This is a genomic window from Roseivirga spongicola (assembly GCF_034376045.1).
In the GTDB taxonomy this organism is placed as follows: domain Bacteria; phylum Bacteroidota; class Bacteroidia; order Cytophagales; family Cyclobacteriaceae; genus Roseivirga; species Roseivirga spongicola.
This window is the reverse complement of sequence record NZ_CP139724.1, coordinates 173,285-192,577: the sequence shown is the minus strand read 5'-3', so window position 1 is coordinate 192,577 and position 19,293 is coordinate 173,285. Positions and strand designations below refer to the sequence as shown.

The 19,293-nt window shown below is 41.1% G+C and carries 20 protein-coding genes; 5 read left to right on the top strand and 15 right to left on the bottom strand.

The annotated features are described in order from the left end of the window. Positions 1 to 102 precede the first annotated feature (102 nt). The 4 genes from fabF to T7867_RS00845 form a co-directional block, all read right to left on the bottom strand. Entirely contained in the window at positions 103 to 1,344 is a 1,242-nt protein-coding gene (fabF, locus tag T7867_RS00860) for a beta-ketoacyl-ACP synthase II (RefSeq protein ID WP_273515785.1), read from the bottom strand. After that, entirely contained in the window at positions 1,341 to 1,934 is a 594-nt protein-coding gene (locus T7867_RS00855) for a TetR/AcrR family transcriptional regulator (RefSeq protein ID WP_068219681.1), read from the bottom strand. Before T7867_RS00855 ends, fabF begins: the two co-directional genes overlap by 4 nt. 120 nt (positions 1,935 to 2,054) lie before the next feature. Next, positions 2,055 to 2,741, bottom strand: a complete 687-nt coding sequence (locus T7867_RS00850; protein WP_221405983.1) for an SGNH/GDSL hydrolase family protein — start codon at positions 2,739 to 2,741, stop codon at positions 2,055 to 2,057. A 12-nt stretch (positions 2,742 to 2,753) separates the two neighbouring features. Continuing rightward, the gene (locus T7867_RS00845; protein ID WP_068219685.1) at positions 2,754 to 4,559 is read right to left on the bottom strand and encodes a glycosyltransferase; all 1,806 of its coding nucleotides are present in this window, start codon (positions 4,557 to 4,559) and stop codon (positions 2,754 to 2,756) included. A 152-nt stretch (positions 4,560 to 4,711) separates the two neighbouring features. On the opposite strand from T7867_RS00845, the gene T7867_RS00840 reads away from it, so the two are divergent. Both T7867_RS00840 and T7867_RS00835 read left to right on the top strand, forming a co-directional pair. After that, entirely contained in the window at positions 4,712 to 5,242 is a 531-nt protein-coding gene (locus T7867_RS00840; protein ID WP_068219687.1) for a DsrE family protein, read from the top strand. Positions 5,243 to 5,341: 99 nt separating this feature from the next. Beyond that, positions 5,342 to 5,779, top strand: coding sequence for a cytochrome B (locus T7867_RS00835; RefSeq protein WP_068219690.1), 438 nt, complete (start codon positions 5,342 to 5,344; stop codon positions 5,777 to 5,779). 155 nt (positions 5,780 to 5,934) lie between these two features. Here the strand turns inward: T7867_RS00835 and T7867_RS00830 are convergent, their stop codons facing one another. From T7867_RS00830 to T7867_RS00810, 5 genes are all read right to left on the bottom strand, one after another. After that, the gene (locus T7867_RS00830) at positions 5,935 to 7,389 is read right to left on the bottom strand and encodes a M20 family peptidase (RefSeq protein ID WP_068219693.1); all 1,455 of its coding nucleotides are present in this window, start codon (positions 7,387 to 7,389) and stop codon (positions 5,935 to 5,937) included. Positions 7,390 to 7,453: 64 nt separating this feature from the next. After that, the gene (mscL, locus tag T7867_RS00825) at positions 7,454 to 7,861 is read right to left on the bottom strand and encodes a large-conductance mechanosensitive channel protein MscL (RefSeq protein ID WP_068219696.1); all 408 of its coding nucleotides are present in this window, start codon (positions 7,859 to 7,861) and stop codon (positions 7,454 to 7,456) included. Positions 7,862 to 7,998: 137 nt separating this feature from the next. After that, on the bottom strand, positions 7,999 to 9,027 hold the full coding sequence (locus tag T7867_RS00820; RefSeq protein ID WP_068219698.1) for an AI-2E family transporter: 1,029 nt from the start codon (positions 9,025 to 9,027) through the stop codon (positions 7,999 to 8,001). A 60-nt stretch (positions 9,028 to 9,087) separates the two neighbouring features. Next, on the bottom strand, positions 9,088 to 9,942 hold the full coding sequence (locus T7867_RS00815; RefSeq protein ID WP_322299741.1) for a ChaN family lipoprotein: 855 nt from the start codon (positions 9,940 to 9,942) through the stop codon (positions 9,088 to 9,090). A gap of 4 nt (positions 9,943 to 9,946) precedes the next feature. Next, complete coding sequence (locus T7867_RS00810; RefSeq protein ID WP_322299740.1) at positions 9,947 to 10,708, bottom strand: hypothetical protein; 762 nt, start codon at positions 10,706 to 10,708, stop codon at positions 9,947 to 9,949. A 453-nt stretch (positions 10,709 to 11,161) separates the two neighbouring features. On the opposite strand from T7867_RS00810, the gene T7867_RS00805 reads away from it, so the two are divergent. After that, positions 11,162 to 11,461, top strand: coding sequence for a GIY-YIG nuclease family protein (locus T7867_RS00805; protein ID WP_068219708.1), 300 nt, complete (start codon positions 11,162 to 11,164; stop codon positions 11,459 to 11,461). 811 nt (positions 11,462 to 12,272) lie between these two features. Here T7867_RS00805 and T7867_RS00800 read toward each other — a convergent pair. Continuing rightward, positions 12,273 to 13,124: an SDR family oxidoreductase gene (locus T7867_RS00800; protein ID WP_245660225.1), complete on the bottom strand. Its 852-nt coding sequence runs from the start codon at positions 13,122 to 13,124 to the stop codon at positions 12,273 to 12,275. Between T7867_RS00800 and T7867_RS00795 the strand changes: the two genes are divergently transcribed. Beyond that, positions 13,123 to 13,422 (top strand): GIY-YIG nuclease family protein, encoded by a 300-nt coding sequence (locus tag T7867_RS00795; RefSeq protein ID WP_068219711.1) that lies wholly within the window; start codon positions 13,123 to 13,125, stop codon positions 13,420 to 13,422. The two genes, T7867_RS00800 and T7867_RS00795, sit on opposite strands and share 2 nt — an antisense overlap. Positions 13,423 to 13,610: 188 nt before the next feature. Here the strand turns inward: T7867_RS00795 and T7867_RS00790 are convergent, their stop codons facing one another. The 4 genes from T7867_RS00790 to T7867_RS00775 all read right to left on the bottom strand — a co-directional run bounded on the left by T7867_RS00790 (position 13,611) and on the right by T7867_RS00775 (position 17,263). After that, positions 13,611 to 14,117: a dihydrofolate reductase gene (locus T7867_RS00790; RefSeq protein ID WP_221405984.1), complete on the bottom strand. Its 507-nt coding sequence runs from the start codon at positions 14,115 to 14,117 to the stop codon at positions 13,611 to 13,613. Further along, the gene (gene fmt, locus T7867_RS00785) at positions 14,114 to 15,034 is read right to left on the bottom strand and encodes a methionyl-tRNA formyltransferase (RefSeq protein WP_322299739.1); all 921 of its coding nucleotides are present in this window, start codon (positions 15,032 to 15,034) and stop codon (positions 14,114 to 14,116) included. The genes T7867_RS00790 and fmt overlap by 4 nt, the downstream gene beginning before the upstream one ends. Before the next feature lie 88 nt (positions 15,035 to 15,122). Next, positions 15,123 to 15,959 (bottom strand): hypothetical protein, encoded by an 837-nt coding sequence (locus tag T7867_RS00780; protein WP_322299738.1) that lies wholly within the window; start codon positions 15,957 to 15,959, stop codon positions 15,123 to 15,125. Positions 15,960 to 16,114: 155 nt separating this feature from the next. Further along, positions 16,115 to 17,263: an exo-beta-N-acetylmuramidase NamZ family protein gene (locus T7867_RS00775; RefSeq protein WP_322299737.1), complete on the bottom strand. Its 1,149-nt coding sequence runs from the start codon at positions 17,261 to 17,263 to the stop codon at positions 16,115 to 16,117. Between the two features lie 45 nt (positions 17,264 to 17,308). On the opposite strand from T7867_RS00775, the gene T7867_RS00770 reads away from it, so the two are divergent. Further along, positions 17,309 to 18,529, top strand: coding sequence for an ABC transporter permease (locus T7867_RS00770; protein WP_322299736.1), 1,221 nt, complete (start codon positions 17,309 to 17,311; stop codon positions 18,527 to 18,529). On the opposite strand, the gene T7867_RS00765 is transcribed toward T7867_RS00770, so the two are convergent. Continuing rightward, positions 18,491 to 19,279 (bottom strand): polyprenol monophosphomannose synthase, encoded by a 789-nt coding sequence (locus T7867_RS00765; RefSeq protein ID WP_068219722.1) that lies wholly within the window; start codon positions 19,277 to 19,279, stop codon positions 18,491 to 18,493. The genes T7867_RS00770 and T7867_RS00765 overlap by 39 nt on opposite strands. Between the last annotated feature and the right edge of the window lie 14 nt (positions 19,280 to 19,293).

The window sequence follows — 19,293 nt, the reverse complement described above, 5'->3', positions numbered from 1 at the left end:
TCTGCAAAAATATAACCGTCATTCCCGCGCAGGCGGGAATCCCCTAAAGAATTGCAAGAAGCTTGAAATCCCCGCCTACGCGGGGATGACATTCATCTATGATTATTCAAACCTTTTGAAAATGGCTGTAGCAATATGACCGCCAAAACCGAAGGTGTTACTCATAGCGTAACGTACATCATGTTTCTGTGCGGTGCCCAAAGTCAAGTCGAATTTATCTCCCCAATCTGAATCAACCTCTTTCGTATTGATTGTAGGTGGAATGACACCCTCTTGAATAGCCATTATGCTAGCAATAGATTCAATGGCTCCTGCTGCTCCTAGTAAGTGGCCAGTCATAGATTTGGTAGCCGAAAGCTTCAGGTTTTCGCGCTTACCGAAAACTCTTTCCACGGCTATTAATTCGCTCTGGTCGCCAATAGGAGTGGAGGTAGCGTGCATATTAATGTAGTCAATGTCTTTTGCTATTATACCTGCATCTTCCAGTGCCTCATTCATTCCTAGAAAAGCGCCTTCCCCTTCAGGGTGAGTTCCCGTTAAATGGTATGCATCTGCAGCCATTCCACCTCCTGCAACTTCAGCAATGATGTTAGCACCACGCGCTTTGGCATGTTCATATTCCTCTAGGACTAAGGCTCCGGCTCCTTCGCCAACAACAAACCCATCTCGAGTTTTGTCAAAAGGTCTAGATGCAGTAGAGGCTTCCTCATTGTTAGTACTTAAGGCTCTAGAAGCGTTGAAACCGCCCAATCCGGCTGCGGTTATTGGTGCTTCGGAACCGCCAGTAATAACCATATTGGCTTTTCCCCAACGGATGTAATTGAAGGCGTCAATAATTGCGGTTGTGCCAGAGGCGCAAGCAGATATACAGGTGAAGTTGATGCCTCGGAGACCGTACTTCATGGAAATAACGCCAGAGGCAATGTCTGCTATTATTTTAGGAATAAAGAATGGATTGAATTTAGGATTCTCATCTCGCTTTACGTAGTCAATCATTTCCTCGGTAAAGGTTTCTATGCCTCCGTTTCCTGAGCCCCAAACCACTCCAATTTTGTTTCTGTTTAAACTCTCAAAATCGATATTAGCATTTTTAACAGCCTCTTCTGCCGCAATTAAGGCATAAGAAGTAAAGCGGTCGTATTTGCGCGATTCGCTTCTCGGGATATGATCATCGATATTAAAGTTCTTTAGTTCACACCCAAAGTGCGTTTTGAATTTACTTGTGTCGAACCGAGTGATTTCTGCCGCTCCACTAGTACCAGCCTTGAGGTTGGTCCAATAGTCGTTGATATTGTTTCCGATGGGAGTCAATGCCCCCATTCCAGTGATTACAACTCTTTTCATTGTTTTAATTGCTTTTCTATTATGCTTTTCAAGTAGTTGAGGGTAGTGCCAAAGCTGTTTTTGTTTTGAGTGCTTTTGGCTATTAATATGGAGCCCTCAATTCCGGCTATAATTAAATTTGCCATTTCACTGGCATGGACTTCAGCTTTAAATTCACCAGACATTTGCCCTTCAGTGATTACAGCTGCTAGTTCTTTCTTCCAATTAGTAAAGGTCACGCTTACGCGTTCCTTCAGTAACGGGTAACCATCATCGGCTTCTACTGAGCTATTCATCAGAGCACAGCCTCCATTCTCATACACCTGTTCAAAACCCTCTTCATAAAAGTTGAAGAACCTTTCCAGTTTATTCCAAGAGTTATCAGTGGTAGTCAGGGCCTTGAAAAGGCCTTTCTGAAAGAACTTAAGGTTATGTTCAAAACAGGCTACGGCCAAGTTGTCTTTGTCTTTAAAGTTGCCATATATGGCTCCTTTGGTAAGTCCAGTGGCTTCAGTGATATCGGAGAGAGACGTACCGTAAGCTCCTTTCTTGTTGAAAATAGGCGCTACACTTTCTACTATAAACTGTCGGGTTCTCTCTGCTTTGGTCATTTACAAAAATATACCAATTGGTATATAATTGCAAATAAGTAGTCTCTGAACCTAAGTAAATGCTCAGTTGTGTTCTTGATTAGGACTGTAAGGGCTTGGGTTTTGCAGCTATGGCTAGCCTTATCTTTTCAACGTTTTATCTAGCGCTTTTTCCAATATAGGTTCCATTACTAAGTAACCAGCGGTGTTCGGGTGAACGCCATCGCTCCCTAGTTCGGCTTTAAGACCGTTTTGTTCGTTAACCATAGCAGAGAAATAATCTACGTAAGTTATCTTATGCTCTTTGGCAAAAGCTTTTAGCTCATCATTAAGATCGATTACTTTTTGAGCAGGCTCTAAACCTGGCCTCCAAGGAAAATCATTTGCAGGAAGAACAGAGCATAGCAGTACTTTGATATTATGTGCTTTGGCTAGTTTGGCCATGGCGAAGATATTGTCGGTAATCATTTTTTGGGTAGTAGGCCCCGTGTTGCCAGCAATGTCATTGATGCCAGCTAAGATTACTACAGCTTCTGGTCTCAGGTCAATAACATCTTGCGTGAATCTTATGAGCATTTGCGGTGTGGTTTGACCACTAATTCCTCTGTTTACGTAGGGCTTTCCTTCAAAAAACTCAGGCCTAATATTTTTCCAGCCTTCGGTAATTGAGTTGCCCATAAAAACCACACTCTTTTCTCCCTGAGTTAATGGAGTTAATTGACTGTTTTGCTGTTGATACTTTTTAAGGTTTGCCCAGTCTTGAGCTTGTGCCGCCTGAATGAACATAATGAATGATAGTAGTATTAGGGTTGGTTGAAGTCTTTTCACGTCTATAAGTATTTACTTTTTAATAGCCTTAGCGTAGGCCTCGTCATAGTGGATTCTTAGTTTATGCCAATCAAATGTTCTTGAAAACTCCTCTAAAGTGTTTCTCATTATAGCTCTGTAATTGTAGTTGGTTTTAGAGAACTGCAACAACATTTTAGCTAAGTCTTCAACCGATTGAGCTTCAGTTTTATCTTTTCTTTTTAATACGTAAACTCCTGTTTCTTGCGAGTTGGCATTAATGTTTTCTGTGTAAGAGCCAAAGCCAGAAAGGTCACTGGTTATTGTTGGTACGCCTCTGGCAATACATTCTAAAGGAGTGTAACCCCATGGTTCATAGTAGCTTGGGAAAATACCCATATGGCAACCGCGAACAAATTGAGAGTATTCTAAACCAAATAGTGGATTGGTTGGAGAGATAAACTCAGGGTGAAACACCACTTTTACTTTGTCTATCGGACTGTTGAACAACTGCTCCTCTCTCAGCCCTTTTAAGATGGCATCGTTATGATCATCTTGTAGTAAGTGGGTCACAATCATAGGCCACTCATCTGTTTTCCATGACTGTAATGAGCGCCTAAATCTGAGCCTCCAATAATCTGAGACAAACTGATTTAGGTCTGGAAGCTTAAAATCGTCTTTCGAAGATGCTGCATTGACCAAAAGTTGAGCAGCAATTTCCCCCTCAATAGATTTGCAAGTGTTTTTAACCTCTTCTAACAAAGCTTTGGAATGGAGTACCGCAGGGTTGAAAGATTTTACTGGAGCATTGGTTATAAAAAACATTACCACTGTAACATCAACCTTCTCTTGTATAAGCTTCTCATTGAGCTTTTTGAGAGCTTTTACTATTATATCGAAGCCTTTGTTTTCGTATTCATATCTACCACTTGTAAATAGAAACAGCGTTTTGTTAAGGTCGAATGGAGTAGCGTTGAAGAAGTGTCCGATTACAAAATTTTCAATCTGTTTCTTATACTTCTCGTGCCTGATCTGAATACGATGCGGATCTTGAAAGCGCTCAATATTGAGGCCATTGGGTGTTATCTGGTCAGGCAGTTTACCCAGTAGGGCTTCACATTCTAGACCGGTAATTTGACTTACGGTAGTAAAGCAATCGGTTTTGTTAGCCCCTTGTCTTTCAAGTTGATGAATGGATGGAATTCCGAATTGCTTAGCAAGCTCTTGATCGTCCACTTCATACATCATGTCGTAGAAGTTTTTATGGTTTACGGCAAGTACTCTTCCAAGCCTAGTGGCATGCGTAGTAAATATGGTTTTTACATTGCTATGAGCGCCAGTCGTATTCAATAATGCAGGGCAAACCATCCATTCATGGCCATGAAATAGAATGGTTCTTTTCTCATGCTTACTGAATAACGTAAAGAAAGTATCTACTAAGTCGCACCACTGTAGGCTTATGTCGTAAAGAGAGTCATCAGTGCCAATGGGAATCTGATGATCTTCCCAAAGCTGTTTCTTTATATGCTGAAGTTTGCCAATGTTGTGGTCGGGGTTCAGAAGAACAGTTTTGGGCCTGCCAGACACTAACCAAGTGCCATACCTTACTTCGATGCCCATGTTTTCTAGGGCTGCCACAGTTCTGCCAAGTGTCGACTCTCTTTCGGCAATATCTTCAAATTCGGCATTCAGGCCTTTGTTCACCAATGGGCCAAGCAAGCAATAGTTTTTTCCCCAAGCTTCAATATTAGCTGGGAGCTTAGAGCGTATAACTGTATAAATTCCTCCCAACTGATTACATATTTCCCAAGAGGTTTCAACTAGAAAGTGTTTCTCGTAATCAATGGGTTGTGAGGTCATGGAGCTAAGTTTTTCTCAATATAGATTCAGCATGTTTTTAATCAAACCATCAGCTAGCTATACTAGGTTTTTCTTTTGTTAAATCTGCCTTTTAACATTTCTAGGCTTTATAAAAGCGTCAAAATTTGTTACTTGAGATAAATTAGATCCTCATGAAAAAGTATATCCTATTCATATTTTTAATCAGCTCTATTGGAATAAAGGCTCAGGAAATGGTGAACCCCGTGGTGAAAGGCTTTGCTGGTATTATGGATGCTCCTCACGCTACAGAAAAGCCAGACTCTAATATGGAATATAAAATAGTGATAGATGTAGCCACAGGGAGCAATAACCCTAAAGAGCCGATGTATTCTTTAGTGAATGTAGGAAGGCTGCTGAATTTGCATGCAATGGGTGGTGTGCCCGAAGAAAATATGCATGTGGTTTTGGCTATCCATGCAGGGGCAGTTTGGTCTGTTCTAGACAATGAAAGCTATAAGGCTAAGTATGGAGAAGATAACCCTCATATCAAAATCTTTAAGGAACTTGAAGAAGCTGGAGTAAAGATTTTTGCTTGTTCCCAATCACTTATGGGCAGAAGCATAGACCATAATAAGCTAGCACCTGGGGTAGAGGTGGCCACATCAATGCTTACTACCATGACTACCTATCAGTTGAAAGGCTATGCAGCATTAAAGTTTTAAGAACTACAAGCCTTGAAGAACCCAGAGTGGAAGAAAAACGCCAACAATTAGGTATCTCAAGTAATTCTATAGTTTATTTGTGCTAACAATCATTCGCTTATGTATTCAGGACTACTTCATGCTCACTCAGGCCTCAGATGGCTAGTATTAATCTTCTTAATTGTTGCCATTGCCAACGCATTTTCAAAAAAGAAATCTGGCGTATGGACCCCAAAAGACAGAAAGCTTTCTGCCATGGCTATGGGGATGGTTCACCTCCAATTCGTAATTGGCTTGGTGCTATATTTCATTAGTCCAAAAGTAAGTTTCACTGAAGGCTTCATGCAAAACGATGTGCTTAGATTTTATGCGGTTGAGCATATCTCAATGATGATTGTTGCCATTGCCCTCATCAGCATAGGCCACAGTAAAGCCAAAAAAGCAGCCATCGATTCAAAGAAATTTGGCGCTATTGCCACCTTCTACCTAATCGGACTAATCATTATGTTAGCCTCAATTCCATGGCCTTTCCGCAACTTAGGCGGAGCATGGTTTTAATCGATTTTTCTTAAGAGTTTTAAAAGCCTTTGGTAAATGCCAAAGGCTTTTTCTTTTTTGGGCGTGCCCCTAAAGGGTCGGGCTATTCGCTTTTACTCCTCGGCTTCGTACCTCAGCCTGTGGGGTAATCGCTACTATCCCTCACGCAGTATCCGCTACTGATTGCTGTTTAAAATTAACTGACGGTAGAATCTAATAGCATTCTTATAATCTTCCACCAAAATATGCTCATCAATACCATGGAAGGTATTGATGTTCTGCTCGTTGATGTGATAAGGCACAAACCGATAAATGTTTTTGCTGATAGGACTGAAGTGTCTAGAATCTGTAGCCGCAATTACCAAGTTAGGAGCAGTAAAAGTAGCCTCAAAAACCTGTTTTATACTTCTGTTGATGGTTTCATAACCCCAACTATCCATTGGCGAAACCGGTGAAGGGTTAGTATTGAATCCGTAAAACTTAGCTTTTACTCTTTCATCATCCATCACCGCCAAACAATGCTCCATAACATCTTCCGCTGTTTGGCCTGGAATAATTCTGAAGTTCACCAAAGCCCTTGCCGTAGTTGGAATTACGTTCTCTTTAATGCCAGCCTCAAAAATAGTGGGTGCTGTGGTGGTTCTTATCAAGGCGTTGCCAGCATTACTAGCACCTTCATAAGTAGCAATAATGATCGGCTTAAAGAGCGACTTATTAGCGAATGCCATTTTATTCACAAAGCCCATCTCTGGTCCTAACTGATTCATAAAGCCTTGCATAGCTTCAGAAAGTGTAGCTTCCATGGGTTCTTCTTTCAACCTTGAAATGGCCTTTGCCAAAACATCTATGGCCGTTTCAGGAGAAGGCTGAGAAGAATGGCCACCCTCCATGTCTACTGTAAATTCTATGGTAGTTGAGCCTTTCTCAGCAATGCCAATCATGGCTACGTCTGTGTCAATTCCGGGAATCAGTTTTTGGGTTATGGCGTAGCCTTCGTCCAAAACATACTCTGCTTCAATACCCTTAGATTTTAGGTGCTCTACCATGGCTACAGCGCCAAAATCACCACCTACTTCTTCATCGTGCCCAAAGGCTAGGTAAATAGTTCTTTCTGGCTGAAAGTCCTCTTTGAGAAGCATTTCAACAGCTTCCATAATTCCGATAACAGAGAATTTATCGTCAATTGTGCCTCTTCCCCAAATCTTGCCATCCTTAATTTCTGCTCCAAACGGTTCAACCGACCATTTATCAGGAGAGGCTATAGGTACCACATCAATATGACCCATCAGAACGATTGGCTTCAGTTCTGTATTGCTTCCTCTCCATTCATACAAATGGCTAAACTCATTGAATATTCGATGGTTCAATAGACTGTCTGATAAAGGGTATTCATCCTTCAGAAAGGTGTTGAATAGGTGGAATTGAGATGAATCGAATTCTGCCGGATCTTCAAATGAGATGGTCTTCAGTCTAAGGGCTGTCTGCAGGTTTGTTACTGAATTATCCTCAATCTGTAATTTGTCAATCACAGCAACCTCAAGCTGCTGAGATTTAAAGGTGAACGTTTTAATCAAAACGTAAGCTACCAGTAGTACAACTAGAGATAGTAATAGCAGGGCGACTTTCTTCATACTTCCAAAGTATCACATAATCGGTGTTGAATGAAAAGAAAAAAGCCGGTTTAACCGGCATTTGTTATTTTTTTAGTAGATCTCTAATTTCTGTAAGCAGTACTTCTTCTTTAGTTGGTTTTGGGGGAGCAGCTGGCGCAGCTTCTTCCTTCTTCTCCCACCTTTCCTTCATTCTATTGTAAGACTTTACAATCATAAATACGGCAAAAGCAACGATGACAAAAGTAAGCACCGTGTTGAAGAAAATACCATAGTTGATTGCAACCTCAGCAGTTGCTCCATCGGCAGAAGCTTCTTGTAGCACAACTTTCATTGTAGAAAAATCGACCCCACCTAACAAGAGGCCAATCGGAGGCATAATTACATCGTTAACTAACGATTTGGCAATGGCTCCAAAGTATGTAGCCATAATTAAACCAACGGCAATTTCTACCACGTTGCCCTTGGAGATAAATTTCTGGAATTCTTTCATGTTATTAGTTTAGTTTAAGATTGTCGGTTGGCACCATTAAGGAGAGAAGAATAATGGGGAACAATCTTTGGGAGGAATAGCAATATAGCTACTTTTTTCCTTTCCTAAAAAACAATCAGAATTGGGTTAAGTGGAAGTTACGACCCTGACATGAGCTGGGCAATAACTCTTGTGTTCTTATACTGTTCCATTAAAATTTTCAAGAATACAGTAATTGGAATAGACATGATGAGCCCTGGGATTCCCCAAATGTAGCCCCAAAGCATCAGCGCTACTAGTATGGTTACCACATTTATTGAGAACGATTTTCCCATAAAAATAGGCTCTAATACTCCTCCAATCACTGCTTGAACCCCTGTGGCGCTTAAGAAAAAGAAAAACAACATGGAAGAAGATTCTATTTCAACAAAAGCAAATATGGTGACTACCAGAACGCAAATTACTGAGCCTACCATTTGCACAAAGTTGATTAAGAAGGCAAACAAACCCCAGAATATTGGAAAGCTCACACCAAAGAATAAACAGATGAGCCCTGTTCCAAGACCTGTCAAAAAGCTTACAAAGAATTTAACTTTAATGAAGGTTAGAAGGTCTTTTTCGATCTTTCTAAATGCTTTTACCGATGTGAATTGTTGCTTAATTACGGTTGAGCGTAATACTTTCTGAACATCGAAAGACTCGGCCAATAGAAGTAAAACAAAGAAGATTGTTGTAAGTATTCCAGAAATTGTTCCGCTTACAAAATCTACGGTAGGCATAAAGTTTTTCATCACTGCCTCCTTACTTATTAGGCCTTTTAGGGTGTCTTCACCTTTTAAGAAGTCTACCCCGAAAAACCTTTCTAAGCTCGCTACAAGTTGGCTTAGTTTTATTTTTGCTGCATCGAAATATTCGTTGTCAGTTTGGTTAAACTCTAAGCTAGATAATTGGATTACGGCTCCAAGCACTCGAAATGAAGCCGCCATAATCAGCACAACCAAAAGTATGTTGATGAACTTTGGAACTCTCTTTTTCTTTAACCACCTCATCATTGGCAAGAATATCAATGCCAAGAACATGGATGAGACCAAAGGAATGAAAATGAAAGAAAGTGTTTTGAGAATGTAGAAAACCAATGGGACTACTATAAAAAGTAGCAGAATATTGGTGGTTTTACGGTCGTTCATAAAGTTTTAATACTAATCGTAAAGGTATACTCAAAAGATGAGGAATAGTTTGAATTAGTATTAATAAGTCTTTGTCATGTTATTATCTACACAGATAATAAAGTCTGCTTCTCCAAAAAACTCATCTTTTAGTTTGGTTATATCGGCCTGTTCTACTGTAGTAATTGTGAGCATGTTTAGACCAGGTTTGTACTGGTTCAAATACCATAATATGCCTTCGTGATAACCGGAATGATAAGAACCATTGTAGTGTATAAATAATTTTCCAGGCTGAAAATTGGAAGCAATGAAATGCCCCATAGTAGCATCTTTTGAGGCTTGAGCCATCACCATTTTCGGAGTGCCGTGGCCAGCCATCATCTCTAGAATATTGGCATATCGTGGTAGATTAGCATCGTAAGGAAAGGGTTGAGGAGCGATCCAGCTTTTTTCTTCTGCGCTTAGCTTTTCTAATGCCTCAAAGCCTTCACGGTTAACCATGCTGGCATACCGCCTCGGAATGTTAGTGGCAATGAATTCTAGATTATTGTCTTTCGCATAGTCTACCAAAGGTTTGTAGTCGGTTGCGTAATTGTTCCAAAGTCTGGCTAGGGAATCCAGAGCTTTTTGGTCAATCTTTCCACTGAGATAATCATTCAGTTCATCCTGATTATCAGCTTCCATCATTTCAGCTCCAAGAATTAAATCTCTTTTTGTTCCTAACTCAGCTGTAACTTCGTACTGAAGCCAATGCGAAATAGGGTTGTTGTGTAACTCCCCGAAGAAGACCACATCTTGCTTGGCCAACTGCTTCATCATTTTCTTATAGCTAACCTTCTTTCCTTTTGCATTATAAATAATATAAGGGCCGTGGTTTTGAGCCAATGAAAGAACGGTAAAAAGTGAGAGGCTCAGGGTTAGTAAAAGTCTTTTCATGCTATTAGTTAGATACCCTGAAATATAGCTGATCTACTCCAGTATTCTTTGATATTCTGTGGTAGGCGGTGATAATTACTTCGTGATTTCCAGTTTTCTCTAAAGTAAGGTTGGCTGTGAATGTGTTTTCTGAAGGGTTTTGCATGGGGATGTTTTTCCAGAATTCACCATCTACATAAACCGATGCTTCAATATCCATATCGTTTGAATCCCATAGACCACCATCAGAAATAGTACAGCCACACATCATTACAATGTTGGCCTTCAATTCTACCCTCTTGTCCTCTTCAATGGAAAAGCCTTGATGTGTTTGAGGGTAAAGGCCATCTACTACAAAGCCAGGGATCTCCAGAATCAGTCCCTCACCGTCAATATGTTTACCCGGAATAAGCCAAAGCTGTGTTTGGGCTACCACTCTGGCTTCTTTGTGTGCAACAGGGCTTAGTGCTTCTACCGTCACGAATAAAGGTTTTTGCAGGCTGATACTCGCTTCAAAGGCTGCTGCTCCGTAGGCAATTGGAGTATACCTTTCATGAGCAGTTTTTATGATGGCGTCTGTGTTTCCCGTGCCACCTTCAGTCAGTCCCTGGGCCAATATCTCATTGGTCTGAGCATCTCTAATGATGATCATTGAACCACCCATGCTGGAGCCTATAAACTTGGCATCTTTGGCTTTGGTTCGAACAGTGATTTTAGTGTCTTGAGCCTCCTGGCTGTATACAGTGAAACAGGAAATTAGAAAAACAGTGATCAGTAGATTTCGCATGGTTGAAGTTAACATTCTTGCCTAGAACTGTCGATCTCTTTTTTCTGAAAAGGATATTGGTTGATTTTGGAGATTCCCAGTCAAGCTCACTGTTGTCCGGGGAATGACGAATCCGCATCCTTTACGTCATCCCCGACCTGATCGGGGATCTCCTTAACGTACCAATAATTCAAGAGGGAGTATTGAAAAGATGGAATAGGCGATGGAAGGAAGAATTGATTACAGCTTTTAACCCAAAGTTGAGGGATTTGTGGGAGGAAATTGATGGCTTTAATTAAGCTTTAGAGATTCCCAGTCAAGCTGGGAATGACGGATCCGTTAGGCTTGGCTCTCTAAGTTTGTATTGCATAAACAGGCAGCAGGGTAAAAGATTTAGATTCTGTATCGGTCACGTCATCCCCGATTTGATCGGGGATCTCATTCAGTTTTCGTATTTTCAATATAAATACACAAATGCCAAAAGGTGGATACGTATATATCATGTCTAATAAGACTCGAACGGTTCTTTACATCGGGGTCACTTCTGATTTAGAATCGAGAGTTTATCAACATAAAAATGGAGAAGGGTCAAAGTTTACCAAACTCTATCGTTGCTACTTTTTAGTCTATTACGAAGTGTTTGATCATATCGAGTCAGCAATTGCTAGAGAGAAGGTGCTGAAAAAGTGGAATAGGCGATGGAAGGAAGAATTGATTACAGCTTTTAACCCAAATTTGAGGGATTTGTGGGAGGAAATTGATGGCTTTAATTAAGCTTTAGAGATTCCCAGTCAAGCTGGGAATGACGAATCCGCATCCTTTACGTCATCCCCGACCTGATCGGGGATCTCTTTAATGTACCAGCAATTCAAAGGAGAATATTGAAAAGATGGAATAGGAGCTGGAGGAAGAATTGATAACAGCTTTTAACCCAAAGCTGAGGGATTTGTGGGAGAAAATTGATGGTTTCAATTAAGCTTTGGAGATTCCCAGTCAAGCTGGGAATGACGGATCCGTTAGGGTTGTCTCTCCAAGTTTGTGTTGCACGAAAAGGCAGTAGGGTACAGGTTTTAGATTCTGTATCGGTGACGTCATCCCTGACCTGATCGGGGATCTCTTTAACGTACCAGCAATTCAAGGGAGAGTACTGAAAAGATAGAAGGAAGAATTGATTTCAGCTTTCAACCCAAAGTTCAGGGATTTCTGGGTGGAAATTGATGGTTTCAATTAAGATTTGGAGATTCCAGTCAAGCTGGGAGTGAGGAATCCGTTAGGCTTGGCTCTCTAAGTTTGTATTGCATAAACAGGCAGTAGGGTACAGGTTTTAGATTTTGTATCGGTAACGTCATCCCCGACTTGATCGGGGATCTCTTTTACGTACCAACAATTCAAAAGAGAGTAATGAAAAGGTGAAACAGGACATGGAAGGAGGAGTTGATTACAGCTGTCAGCCTAAGGCTTAGAGATTTGTGGGAAGAAATTGATTGCTTTAATTAGGTTTTGGAGATTCCCAGTCAAGCTGGGAATGACAAATCCGCATCCTTTTCGTCATCCCCGACCTGATCGGGGATCTCAGTTTGAAAACTCACCTCACCTTCGCTTTCTTAATCATTCTTGCAAATAGGCCTGGTAAGAAACGCTTCACAAAAGCACCATAAGATTCTCTACCGATATAGACTTCTCTTTTTTCTTTCACCATTGCCTTAACAATGGCCTTCGCACATTCATCAGCCGTCAGACCATTGGCTTGAGCATTGTCCATGCTACCCAATGCTGAGCCATCACCAATAAAAGCATTCACGCTGACATTGGTTTTTACAAAACCTGGAGCTGCGATGGTTACTTTGATTCCACTGTCCTCCAGTTCTGCTCGCATGCTGTCGTAAAATCCGTGCAGAGCATGTTTGCTTGCTGCATAACCAGATCGATAAGGAGTGCCGAAAACCCCAGTAAGGCTGGTGACTACCACGAATTGACCGGAACCTCTTTCCAGCATATGAGGGAGAAGTGCCTTTGTAAGTCCAACTGACCCAAAGTAGTTGACTTCCATCAGGTCTCGATCTACTTGAAGAACCGTGTCTTTGACTAAAGATCTTTGGCTGCGTCCTCCATTGTTAATTAGAATGTTTACTTGGTCAAAGGCAGAAATGGCTTCCTGAACCTTCTTCTCGAAGGTTCCTGACTCTATCAAATCTAGTGGTAGAACTTTGATTCTGTCTTGGTTAGCACACTCTAACTTTACCCTTTCCAGTTCATCTTCTCTTCTTGAAGAAAGGATGAGATTAATTGGAAACAGGGAAAGCTGTTTGGCGAGTGCTTCGCCAATGCCTGAAGATGCGCCTGTGAGCCAGATGGTTTTGTTTTGAAGATTCATATCGTTTATTGTCATTCCTGCGAAGGCAGGAATCCCCCCTTTAATTTGGCTAAATTTAATCATGGGTAAAAACGGTTATGTATACATCGTGTCAAATACTCATAGAACTATGTTCTATATTGGAGTCACTTCCGATTTGGAAAGCAGAGCTTATCAACATGAAAATGGTTTAATGAAGGGGTTTTCTAAGAAGTACAATTGTGTTGACCTGATTTACTACGAGGTTTTCAATCATATTGAGCCTGCAATTGCTCGAGAGAAAGTACTCAAGAAGTGGAAGCGGGAATGGAAAGAGAGAATCATTCTAGAAATGAATCCGGAAATGAGAAGGTTAAATGATGAGGTTTTTCGTTTCAATTAGGATATCCCTGCCTGCGCAGGAATGACAGGCCGGGAGTTGGTCACGTGCCGATAGTTGCCTGATGTTGGATCCCCACGCGCGGTTGTACCCAGACTTAAGTGAATCCATGTTTGCTTTTGATGCAGCACACAGATGGCACGAACTATCTCCCTCTTTGAAGAGGGAGTGCCGAAGGCGAGGGAGTAGATTTATTTCCTCAAATAAGTCACAAAGTCAAAAGCAAATTGATGCTTTTCGTCTGCAGGGTGGTGAACACGAGTTTCCTCTTTCCAGTTTTTGTGATCGAACTCGGGGAAGAATGTATCTGCCTCATCAATAATGGCGTTGACTTCCGTAATATACATTTTGTCTACCAAGCCTTTATCTAGTGAGTCTTTGTAGATTACCCCTCCACCAATCACAAAGACCTCTTCCACTTTAAGTTCATCTTTGGCTAATTCAAATGCAGCTTCCAGACTGTTGACAGCAAAGTGACCTTCAGGAGCTTGATAATCTTCTTGTCGGGTGACAATGATGAAGGTTCTTTTCGGAAGAAGTCCAGGTAAGGAATCGAAGGTTTTTCGACCTAAGATCACAGCATGATTCAGAGTGACTTGCTTAAAGAAGCGGAAGTCATCTGGCAATCGCCAAAGTAAGTCATTATCCTTTCCAATGGCATTGTTCTTCGATTTGGCTACTACTATAGTCCTGATCATAAGCTATTTCCTCTTAAGAAGTCCTCTATATTCATGCGCTTTTTGCCTTGCATTTGCAGCTCTTTGATAAACAATGCACTACCTCCTGTCTGAATATGCAAATAGCTTTTGTTGTCAGTAGCGTAATCGCCTGGTTTATCTCCAGCAGAAGTCAACTCAAGCTTTTCTGCTTTGTAAATCTTGAACTGCGTTCCGTTGATCATTGTCCAAGCCGCTGGATATGGAGAAAGCCCGCGAATGAAGTTGTAAACCTCTTCAGATGATTTACTCCAGTCGATCTCACAGGTTTCTTTGAAGATCTTCGGTGCGTGTTTTATTTCTCCGCTTTCATTTTGAGGGTCTTGCGGATAGTCACCTTCCTGAATGGCTTGAACAGTTTTGAGAACCAGTTTCGAGCCTCTTTCCATCAAACGTGCGTACAGATCACCTACATTATCATCTTCTTCTATAGGCTCTTTTTCTTGGAAAATGATATTTCCCGTGTCGATTTCATGTTTGAGGAAGAAGGTGGTTACTCCAGTTTCCTTCTCTCCATTAATAATCGCCCAGTTGATAGGTGCTGCACCTCTATACTGAGGTAGGAGAGAGGCATGTAGGTTGAAAGTTCCAATTTCAGGCATGTCCCAAACCATTTCTGGGAGCATACGGAAAGCTACTACAATCTGTAAATTAGCATTGTAGCTTTTCAGTTCTTCAATAAACTCAGGTGATTTTAGATTGGTAGGTTGAAGTACCGGAATATCTTGCGAAACGGCATAGTCCTTTACTGGAGAAGTTGCCAGTTTTTGTCCTCTGCCCTTGGGTTTGTCAGGTGCTGTGATGACGGCCACTACATTAAAGCCATTTTCAACCAGTATTTGTAAGCTTGGTACCGCAAATTCTGGGGTACCCATATATATAATTCGGAGGTCAGTCATTCAGTGATTTTCTGGTGATAAAAATAGAAACAGAAAAAAGAAATGACTACTATTGAGTGTTAAAACCTCAAGGACTTCAATTGAAAGACTAGTTTCTCGAAGTCCTAATTTTATTTTCATTCGTGGTTGCGAGCTTTGTTTTTAGTTCAGCTAATTCTTTGTTAACTTTTATTAACTCTTTGTTTTGCTGTATCATGTGTAAGGTAAGCTCTTCAATTTTTTGAAGGAGTCTTTTGTTCATATCACCTAATTCAATCCCACTGTTTATAACATCATCTTCCTTTGGGATATTTGGTAGATGCCCCTCTAACTCTATAAATGCTTCTAGTTCCTCAAGGCTCATTAAGTTATAGGTTTTCCCAAAAACGAAGTCAGGCCAGCTTGTCATCTCAACTTTAATCTCTCTTGCACCAATAGATCCATTTACAGCAAGTTTATGAGAACCGGTGGTGGTAGTTCCTATTCCAATATTTCCATTTGGTAAAATTCTCATTCTTTCCGTGACACTGCCTATTGTGCCCAAAGGAGATGTCCAAAAACTGATCCCGGTACCTTGCGAAGAAGTAGTAAAGTCTTCTGCTGCATAGCCTACAATAGCGGCTGCAGTGTAGTTAGAGAATGAAGACCCTGCATATCCAGTGAAGTTCAGGCTTCCGAGCCAATCACCAGATAAGTTGGCACTTGGGGAGTTGAAGCTACCTCTTGCCGTTCTATATCTAAATGCTGCAGCGATAAAGCCATTACTCCCGACATACCTATCCATATAGTTTAGGGTATTGCCAGAGATATGCAATTGTGAATTAGGAGAGCTTGTTCCAACTCCTACAAACCCGGATGATGGGAAATGGTTGGATTGGCCTTTACAAATTGATGTACTTACCAATAATAATAAGACTATTTGTTTAATTGGTTTGAGTGATGTCATTGTAGATGATTAGTATAGTTTGATATGAATGAAGGAAATTTCAGATAGTATAAACTAAGTTGCTAGAATATTTTTTTGTTAAAGTGTGATTGCAAGCCCAGCAAAGTGAAATTAATCACTTTTATTTTATTTTTCAGAGGATTAATTGTGTTTTTTTAGAAGTCCTCATACAACAAATACTCCTTACGCATAGCCTTGTAAGCATCAAGCTTCGGTTGCCAAGTTGCTCTGATTTGCTCTTCGCTTAAACCAGACTCTACTTGCTTGCGGAATTCTTTGGTGCCAGCTAATAAGTCGATATAGTCTCTGAAGAAGGTGGTGTCATCTTTCAGTTCTTGGTGATATTGAAGCAAATATTTGGGTGTGAATTCATAAGGAGCTTCAGTATCTACAAAACTCTGCCCGAAGCATTCTTTGCCTTCCATTGGGGGGTATTTCGACCCAGCATTAGGCTGTGGAGTAAATGAGTAAGACCCTAGCGTGTAGTCTGGATGGCCAATAACTTCAAAGGGATGGTCAGTACCTCGGCCTACACTTACTACTGAACCTTCGAATAGGGCTAGGCTAGGGTATAGGATAATAGAATTATCTGTTGGTAAATTGGGCGATGGACTGATTGGTAAGGAATAGGTCATTGAATGATCCCAGCCTTCCATGGGAATGACAGTCAAATCGGCCTTGATTTCACCTTCGAGCCAACCTTCACCGTTAATCATCTTGGCCAATTCTCCAACCGTTAGGCCGTGAACCACTGGGATTGGATGCATTGCCACAAAGCTGTTAATGTCATCATCTTTGACAGGTCCATCCACATACATTCCGTTTGGGTTTGGCCGGTCGAGAACCAAAACTTTTTTGCCGTTTTCTGCTGCCGCTTCCATTACATAATGCATGGTACTGATGAAAGTATAGAAGCGCACCCCAACATCTTGAATGTCGAAAATCAGGACATCTACATCTGCTAGCATTTCGGCCGAAGGCTTTTTGGTTTTGCCATAAATAGAAATAATGGGTAAGCCAGTTTTAGCGTCTTTCGTGTTGTCTATGGTTTCTCCATCAGGTGCTTCTCCTCTGAAGCCGTGTTCTGGAGCCATTACTTTTACCACATTTGCACCTCTGCTCACAAGGGTGTCTACTAAATGCGTTTTTCCTATGGTTGAGGTTTGATTTACCACCAAAGCCACTCTTTTGCCCTCTAAAAGTGGAAGGTATTCGTCCATTTTTTCGGCACCAAGCTTCAATTCTTGCGCTTCAGAACAGGCAAAACATGAAAAAATGAGAAGAGATAGGAATAGGCGAATCATTTGCTTCGTTTATCTTTGAGAATTGGGGCTAAAATAACCATAATCTTGAACCTCCCTTACTTCGTTTCCAAAAGAATCAACAGTACCGAAAAAGGCAGCTTTTCTGGCACTATTCATAAAATAGCCATTGCCAGTGTGGCCTTGGGTATTGCCATTATGGTGGTGTCTTTTATGATTCTAGGAGGTTTCCAAAATAGCATCAAGGATAAGATATACAGCTTCTCGGGGCATATTCAGATTAAAAAGTTCACTCTTACCAATTCTTACGAAGAAGCGCCAATTGTGCTAGATGATGAGCGAAAGGAGATGGTGTTGGCAGACCCTCATGTTCGGCATATCCAAGAATTCGCCCATAAGCCAGGGCTTATTTCTATGAACGATGAGGTCTTTGGACTGCTGTTTAAAGGCATGGGGCCAAGCTTCGATACCACTGCTTTTAAGCCTTATATGGTAGAAGGTACTTTCCCCGTGTTGTCTGATACAGGTCGGTTTACCAATGAGGTGATTATTAGTGAAAAGCAAGCCAGACAAATGCAGGTGGGAGTCGGGGACAGAATTGTTTCTTACTTCATTATGGATCCGCCAAAAACGAGAAGCCTTATTGTTAAAGGAATCTTTAGTTCGGGTTTGGAAGACTTCGACTCACAAATTGTTATTGGTGATATCAAGTTGATCAGGAGCCTCAATGCTTGGGAAGATAATCAGGTGGGAGGCTATGAAGTGTTTATCAATGACCTCGATAAAATAGAGGAGGCCGATGATGATCTCGTTCAATACTTAAGCGTTGAGCACTATACTGAACGAATGGATGTTAAGTTTTCCAATATTTTTGATTGGTTGAATTTACTGGCTCAAAACGTCCATATCCTTATCGGACTGATACTTTTTGTAGCATGTTTCAACATGATTTCGGTGTTGTTCATTCTTATTATGGAACGCACTTCAATGATCGGTTCTTTCAAAGCATTCGGAGCTACTAACAAACTCATCCGTAGAATTTTCACCTTTAACGGGGTGAGGTTGGTTTTGAAAGGCCTTTTGGTCGGAAATGCAATTGCCCTGCTATTTGGCTGGGTTCAGTATACCTACAAAGTAATTCCTTTAGAAGCTTCGACTTACTACATGGATCATGTACCGATTGATTGGGATTGGGTAAAGTTTGCTGGTCTCAACCTACTTACTTTGGTGCTTGTAGGTCTTACCCTGGTATTGCCTACCGCAATTATTTCAAGAGTTAGTCCCGTCAAGGCCATTCGCTTCGACTAGCCGAGGCTCTAGATTCATTTCTTTGCGGAAGTTTCTAAAGAGGCTATTCAGCTTAATCTGAACAACTCCAAGCACTGCTTCTTTGATGATTCCACCACTCATTTTTGACTGACCACGAGTTCTGTCAGTAAAGATGATAGGCACTTCGGTAATGTTGAAACCGTACTTCCATGCCAAGAACTTCATTTCAATCTGGAAAGCATAACCCATAAAACGAACCTTGTCTAGTTCAATGGTTTCTAGTACAGAACGATGATAACACTTGAAGCCAGCGGTGGTGTCATTAATTGGCATTCCAGTGATGATTCGAACATAATGGCTAGCAAAATAACTGAGCATTACTCGGCTCATTGGCCAGTTTACCACATTTACCCCAGTCACGTATCGCGACCCGATAGACATGTCGTTTCCAACTTCGGTACAAGCCTTATAAAGTCTCAGTAAGTCTTCCGGGTTGTGAGAGAAGTCGCAGTCCATCTCAAAAATGTACTCGTAGTTTCTCTTCAATGCCCACCTAAAGCCATGAATGTAGGCTGTGCCTAAACCAAGTTTGCCTTTTCTTTCTTCTAGATGAAGCCTGTCTGGGAATTGAGCTTGCTTCTCTTTTACAATTTTGGCTGTGCCATCAGGAGAATTATCATCAATGATGAGCACATGGAAGTCTTTTTTGAGACTCATCACCTTGTCAATCATCAGGGCGATGTTCTCTTTTTCATTATAAGTGGGGATTATTACGATACTATCACTCATAGGAAGCTGCAAAA